This window comes from Streptomyces sp. NBC_00654 (assembly GCF_026341775.1).
Taxonomy (GTDB): Bacteria; Actinomycetota; Actinomycetes; order Streptomycetales; family Streptomycetaceae; genus Streptomyces.
Genome location: NZ_JAPEOB010000001.1, coordinates 4,702,046 through 4,709,008, shown reverse-complemented (window position 1 = coordinate 4,709,008; position 6,963 = coordinate 4,702,046). Strand labels below are relative to the sequence as shown.

Annotated in this window: 3 protein-coding genes and 1 pseudogene; 2 read left to right on the top strand and 2 right to left on the bottom strand. The window is 63.8% G+C overall.

Going from position 1 to position 6,963, the window contains the following annotated elements; genetic code table 11:
- Window positions 1–36: 36 nt before the first annotated feature.
- Window positions 37–2,697 carry a DEAD/DEAH box helicase gene (locus tag OHA98_RS20115; protein ID WP_266927607.1) on the top strand — a complete coding sequence of 887 codons (2,661 nt, stop codon included), beginning with the start codon at window positions 37–39 and terminating at the stop codon, window positions 2,695–2,697.
- A gap of 1,161 nt (window positions 2,698–3,858) precedes the next feature.
- Window positions 3,859–4,614 (top strand): transposase family protein, encoded by a 756-nt coding sequence (locus OHA98_RS20110; RefSeq protein WP_266927606.1) that lies wholly within the window; start codon window positions 3,859–3,861, stop codon window positions 4,612–4,614.
- Window positions 4,615–4,637: 23 nt separating this feature from the next.
- Here the strand turns inward: OHA98_RS20110 and OHA98_RS20105 are convergent.
- Window positions 4,638–5,581 (bottom strand): annotated as a pseudogene (locus OHA98_RS20105) (winged helix-turn-helix domain-containing protein); the annotation flags it as partial.
- Window positions 5,582–5,851: 270 nt separating this feature from the next.
- Complete coding sequence (locus OHA98_RS20095) at window positions 5,852–6,298, bottom strand: hypothetical protein (protein ID WP_266927605.1); 447 nt, start codon at window positions 6,296–6,298, stop codon at window positions 5,852–5,854.
- Window positions 6,299–6,963 lie beyond the last annotated feature (665 nt).

The window sequence follows — 6,963 nt, the reverse complement described above, 5'->3', positions numbered from 1 at the left end:
TTTCACGCCGGTCAATTCCTAGAAAGGGACCAGGGAATGTCTGCTATTCAGCTGCGGGAACATCAGGTGGATGCGAATGCGCGTATCCGGAAGTGGGTGGGGTTCCCTGCAAGAACCGCTGTGCCGGAGAGGGGTGCTCGCGCCACCGTTGTGTCGGCGACCGGGTCCGGCAAGACCATCACGGCTGCCTGGGCCGCGCTGGACAACTTTAGGGACGGGCGGATCCTCGTCATGGTTCCCACGCTGGATCTCCTCGTGCAGACCACTCTGGTGTGGCGCAGGGTCGGCCACAACGAGCCGATGGTGGCGGTGTGCTCGCTGGAGAAGGACGACGTCCTGGAGGCGCTCGGGGTGAACACGACCACGAACCCGATCCAGTTGGCGTTGTGGGCCGGGCGCGGGCCGGTGGTCGTGTTCGCCACGTACGCCTCCCTCGTGGACCGCGAAGACGTCAACGCCCCCTTGGGCGAGGAGAAGGTACGGGGGCCGCTGGAGGCTGCTCTCGCGGGTGGGGAGCGGCTGTACGGGCAGTCCATGAGCGGCTTCGACCTCGCCATCATTGACGAGGCTCACTCCACAGCCGGTGACCTTGGCCGTCCGTGGGCAGCGATCCACGACAACGCCCGCATCCCGGCTGACTTCCGCCTGTATCTGACTGCCACGCCCCGGATCCTTGCCTCGCCTCGGCCGCAGAAGGGCAAGGACGGCAAGGAGCTGGAGATCGCGAGCATGACCTCCGACCCGGCAGGCCCCTACGGCGAATGGGTCTTCGAGCTGGGGCTCTCCGAGAGCATCGAACGGGGCGTCCTCGCGGGCTTCGAGATCGACGTCATCGAGATCCGCGACCCCGAACCAGTCCCGGGCATGTCCGAGGAAGCGCTGCGCGGCCGGCGCCTCGCCCTCCTCCAGACCGCCCTCCTGGAACACGCGGCCGCCCACAACCTGCGCACCGTCCTCACCTTTCACCAGCGGGTCGAGGAGGCGCGTGCGTTCGCGGAGAAGCTTCCCGAGACCGCAGCCGAGCTCTACGCCACCGAGGCATCCGACCGGTTCCTCAAAGACGCCGCCAAACTGCCGGCATCCTCAATCAAGGCCAAGCGCTACGAGCTGGAGCCCTACCGGCACGTCCCACCGGACCGGGTCTGGGCAGACTGGCTGTGCGGCGACCACCTCGTCAGCGAGCGGCGCGAGGTACTCCGCCAGTTCGCCAACGGGACTGATCCGGAGGACCGCCGCGTGCACCGGGCATTCCTCGCCTCCGTACGCATCCTCGGCGAAGGCGTCGACATCGTCGGCGAACGCGGCGTCGAAGCCGTCTGCTTCGCCGACACCCGCGGCTCCCAGGTCGAGATCGTCCAGAACATCGGACGGGCGCTGCGCCCGAACCCGGACGGGACGACGAAGACCGCCCGCATCATCGTGCCGGTCTTGCTGCACCCCGGCGAGGACCCCACCGACATGATCGCCTCAGCCTCGTATGCACCCCTTGTCGCTCTCCTTCAGGGGCTCCGCTCTCATGATGAGCGTCTGGTCGAGCAGCTGGCTTCGCGTGCCCTGACACGGAGCAGCCGGGAGCGGCCGGTGCACGTGACACGGGATGAGGACGGGCGGATCATCCCGGCCGAAGGGGAGGGTGAGGCCGTCGCCCTGGAGGACGGGACGGAGGCCGTGGTGGAGTCCGCGCTGCTGCACTTCTCCACGCCACGCGATCCCGCGACGATCGCGGCGTTCCTCCGGACCCGGGTATTCCGGCCGGAGTCACTGGTCTGGCTCGACGGCTACCAAGCCCTGCGACGCTGGCGTGGTGAGCATGAGATCACCGGACTCTACGCCGTGCCGTACGACACCGAGACCGAAGTCGGCGTCACCCGGTTCCCGCTGGGGCGGTGGGTCCACCAGCAACGGCGGGCGCAGCGGGCCGGTGAGCTCGATGACCATCGCAAAGAACTCCTCGATGAGGAGGGGATGGTGTGGGAACCAGGGGACGAAGCATGGGAGGCGAAGCTTGCCGCGCTGCGGTCCTTCCGCCGGGCCCATGGGCATCTGGCGCCGCGGCAGGACGCCGTGTGGGGTGAGGCGGACGACGACCTGGTGGCAATCGGGCAGCTCATGGCCAACCTGCGCAGGAAGGACGGCCTGAGCAAAGACCCGGAACGGGCCGGGACGCGGGCCGAGCAGCTGGCTACCATTGATGAGGACTGGAACTGTTCGTGGCCGCTGGACTGGCAACGCCACTACCGGGTCCTCGCGGACCTTGCCGACACCGAGGCCAGCGGAAACCTCCCCGACATCCAGCCCGGTGTCCTCTTCGAGGGTGACGACCTGGGGAAATGGCTGGCACAGCAGCGGAAGGCACACACCTGGGCACAGCTGAGCGGTGAGCAGCAAGAGCGGCTGACCGGGCTCGGTGTGACACCCGACGAGCCGGAACCCACCCCGGTGACAACACGCGCGACGAAAGGGGCGGGCGGGTTGTCGGCTCCGTTCCGACGGGGAGTCGCGGCCCTTGCGCAGTACCTTCAGCGCGAAGGACACGAACGGCCGGTACCGAGGAAACACGAAGAACCCGTCGACATCGACGGCCAGAAGCACCTGGTGAAACTCGGCGTATTCATCAGCAACACCAAAACCCGACGCCACCAGCTCACCCCCGAACAACGCGACGCCCTCACCGAACTCGGAATGGAATGGACGTGACACCAGCCGCAGCCCGCCGCTGAACCGGCTGACAGACGTCACGTCATGTCACACAGAGACCCCGGGCGGCCCTTACCGCCCGGGGTCTCGTGCTGTCGGCCGCTGTGATCAGAGCGCGTCGGGGTCGGCGGCCCGGGTACGGTCAGACCGCGCCCACCGGCCTCACTACATAAGAACTCTCGAACCTGAGACAGCGTCACCCACCATGAGATAACGCCTCATGACAGTGAAACCAGACGATCGACACCGCTCTGACCAGCAACAAGAACCCACGACAACAATCCCCGCCACTGACCCTCACCGCCACTGACACCAACCCGAGAGATCGCAGGCACCCACCTGGCCCGCTACAACCTGTGAGGAACTGGACGCCGTCGCGGCCGAGCTGGACAGCCGACCACGCAAAACGCTCAGCTGGGAAACCCCAGCCGAGCGTCTCGCTAAGCTCCTGGCAACAGCCAGTTGATCACTGTGTTGCTACGACCCTGGAATTCGCCACTCTCAGGCGCGCGGGGTGGTCACGGCCGTAGTAGACCGCATGAAGGCAGAGGAGGCCAGGCTGGCAGGCACAATGCAGCTCAATAGGACCACGGGCCACGCCGCCAGGCCCACGAAGAACGAGGTGAGGATACTCGCGCAGAGGGCGGCCATTGCGACCGAGACAACGCGAGCGGAACGTGAGGCGGGATTGGTGCTCATCGCCTTGGCCCAGAGCATCACGACCATGATGGTCCCCAATTCGACGGCCGCTGCGGGAAGGGCAACCTGGAGTGCAACCGCCCACCGACCCCCGCTCTGCACATCCGCTCCGGACTGCGCCTCGAACACGCCGAAAAAGACGTAGTAGAGGACGGACAATGGCGCGACTGCCGACAAAACGATGCATCCGAGCCTGATTAGGGGCCAAATTATCTTCACATTTCACCTTCACTTTTACCTTGGGGCTACCAGAACCGAAATACCAGGCCGACGTGCGGCATCCGTACGTCGGCCCGGCGATCGCTCGGTCGTTCCGGTCGCCCCCAACTATCTGCATACATGGAGTCCTTTTCAACCTGACCGTGGGGCTGTGGTGTTGGTTGGTGCGGGCTGTACGGAACGACGAAGCTCCTGGTAGACGGGTTCTCGACCAAGATCACCCGTGTCCGCCAGGAGCTTCGCGTGCTTGCCTACCCGTCGTCGATCGATCTTTCCAGCAGTACCTTGCAGCACCTGGCCGAGCAGCTTGCAGTCCGGCGACGGGAGATCGGTACCCGGTGGCGACGCCTGCCCGCCGGCCGCCAGGCCCTGCTCGCCCTGGCCCACCTGCGGTGCGGCGACACCTACGCCCAGCTTGCCGCCGGCTTCGGAATCGGCATCGCTACCGTCTACCGGTACATACACGAGGCCATCGAAGTCCTGGCCGTTCGCGCTCCGACCCTGGCCCAGGCGATGGAGACGGCCCGGACGAAAGCGTTCGTGATCCTGGACGGCACTCTGCTGCCGATCGACCGGATCGCCGCCGACACCCCCTACTACTCGGGAAAACACAAGCGGCACGGCATGAACGTCCAGGTCCTCACCGACCCATTCGGCCGACTGCTCTGGGCTTCCCCGGCTCTGCCTGGAGCCACTCACGACCTGACCGCGGCCCGAAGCCATGGCATCGTCGACGCGCTCGCGGCCGCAGGACTGAAGTGCTGGGCGGACAAGGCCTACCAAGGCGCCGGCCGGCACATTCGAGTCCCCTTCCGGGGCCGACGGCTCAAGCGCTGGAAGCGACGGCACAACAGCAGTCACGCCAAGATCCGCTGCGTCGGCGAGCAGGCCATGGCCGTGCTGAAAGGTTGGCGCCTCCTGCGGAAGCTCCGCTGCAGCACCAACCGGATCACCGACATCGTGAAGGCAGTCCTCGTCCTCCACCACGCCTCAACATGAGGTTGGAAAAGGCTCATTGATCAGAAACTCAAAGGGTTCTCGTCCAGGACGTAGCGGACGTGCGGGCCGCCGAAGTAGCCGCGGACGATGTGTGGTTGACGCTGGCGTCTATGGAAGAACCTGCGGGTTTCGGCGGCGAGTTCGGTCTGGTTCCTGGCCCGGTGGGTGTGGGGCAGGCTGCGTTTGAGGTCGGCGTTGACCAGCTCGTCGGGGTTCAGCTCGGGTGAGTACGAAGGCAGGAAGTGCAGCTCGATCTGGTCCTTGTGGCCGGCGAGCCAGGCCCGGACGGTCTTCGAGCGGTGGGCCGAATGCCGGTCGACGATCAGGTGGATCTTCCGGTCGAAGTGCCCGACGAGCCGGGCGAGGAAGCGGCACATGACCTTCGCGTCGAACGACTCGGTGAAGACCATGAAGTGCATCCGGCCGCGGGTGCTGATCGCGGACATGGCGTTCACGGAGAACCGGTTCCCAGTCCGGCGGACGATGGGAGTCGTGCCCTTGGCGCCCCAGGTGCGGCCGGTGACCTGGTCCGAGCGGATCCCGACCTGGTCGCCGAAGAGAACCTCGGCGCTCTCCGCCTTCGCCCTGGCCCGGATCACCGGCCAGGTCTCCTCGTGCCAGAGGCGGACCGCTTCCGGATCCTGCTCGACCGCCCGCTTGTCCGGACGCTGGAAGGTCAGTCCCCACGCTTGAGGTACTTGCCCACCCCGGGCTCGGTGAAGCGGACCCGGTACAGCTTGAAGATCAGCTCGCCTATCTGCCCCCGTGTCCACAGTTGACCCGAAAGCCCCAGGTCGGAGGGGATGTGATCGAGGACAGCCTGCCGCACGGCGGCCTGCTCGGCCTCCGACAGGACCTGATGCTCACCCACGCGACGACCCCGCGCGCGGGAGAACAGTGCGCCCCGCCCGCCGGCCTGCCACTTCGCCCACCAGTTGTCCACGGCCCTGACCGACACCTTGAACAGGGCGGCAACCTCTACCCGGTCCCGGCCCTCCACCAGCGCGGACACTGCCAGCAACCGCACGGCCTCCTGCGCGTCCGGCGACCAGGCCCGCGCATCCCCACCAGATCACTCACACACCGTCAACGAGCCTGAACCCAAAGCGTTTCGGATCAATAGACATGATGGTCGGCAACCAAAAGGGCGCGTTCTTCTTCCTGTGCGGGAATTTATGGCCGAAAATCCTCGGAACATATCGGACAGTTAGGCGTCTAAAAGACCGTACGCCGACACCTATTCTCGAGTAAATACCGTCGGTCGGCCATCTCGACCCTCGACATGATTCCACAGAACCATATTATTCCCCACATCCCCCACAGTCAAAGCAGTATAGCATCCTTCGCCAAAATCCAGGAATACCGTACTGGCGCCCAGACTTTCACGACTACGCCAATCTCCTCCACCAGTTTTCCTCTGTACGCCATTCAGCCCGCCATCGACACAGTCGAAGTATCTACCAATAACGGCGGCAGCCAAAAATTTCCCACCCTGCTGCAAGTTCAATTCCGCTTCACCTGACACCCATTTACCAACAAGAATTTCCGAACTCACCACCTTGCCGTCGGGATATTTCACAGTAGCCTCATTGTCAAGGAATGCACAACCCGACAGCGAAATAACCATCACCGACGTGGTGACTAGAGCACTGCAGAAAGTCAAAATTGATCCCTTTTCGCGCATATCTCGCTCCATTACCAGAGACTACCAACCGGTCTGGGTACCGCAGGAGTCTGGGCATCCAACGCCATGAGCGCCCAGATCACACAGGTCTACGGCATGACAACCCGGAAGACGATCGTCATGTCATGACTCCGACCAACTCCATCGGCCGCAATTATCCCATCATTGTCCAGCCACCGCTGAACAAAACGCTCCGATCCCGTTCCATATCCCGTTGCAATGTGAGCAAACGAGGAAATAGTCATCGAGTTCCTGATGGTTATTCGCGCTTGGATTCCATGCCTATTGGCTCTCAGGATCTTATAGTTCGCCGTGTACGACCCCATTACCGCCGTTGCCACATTCGTGTCACCGGCCACCATCGAAAGAGCATCCTTTGAGAATTGTTCAAACTTGTTCCCTTTTTTTGCTATGGAGTTTGACGACAGCTCTCCGCTAGCCCTTCCCTCTTCCCAGTAGCGCTTCGATATCTCCTTCCTATGCGCTGCAGTGACATCAGACATCATCACCTGTCGAGCAACCACACTATCTTCCCCGTATTCTGCATATCGCTCTAGTGCACCCAAGAACCACTTCTTCCCGATCTCGACGAAACCATCAACTCCGCCTGTCAAAACGGCATCCTCAGGGTTACAGTCAAGATACGTAGGGTTCATGGCACAATC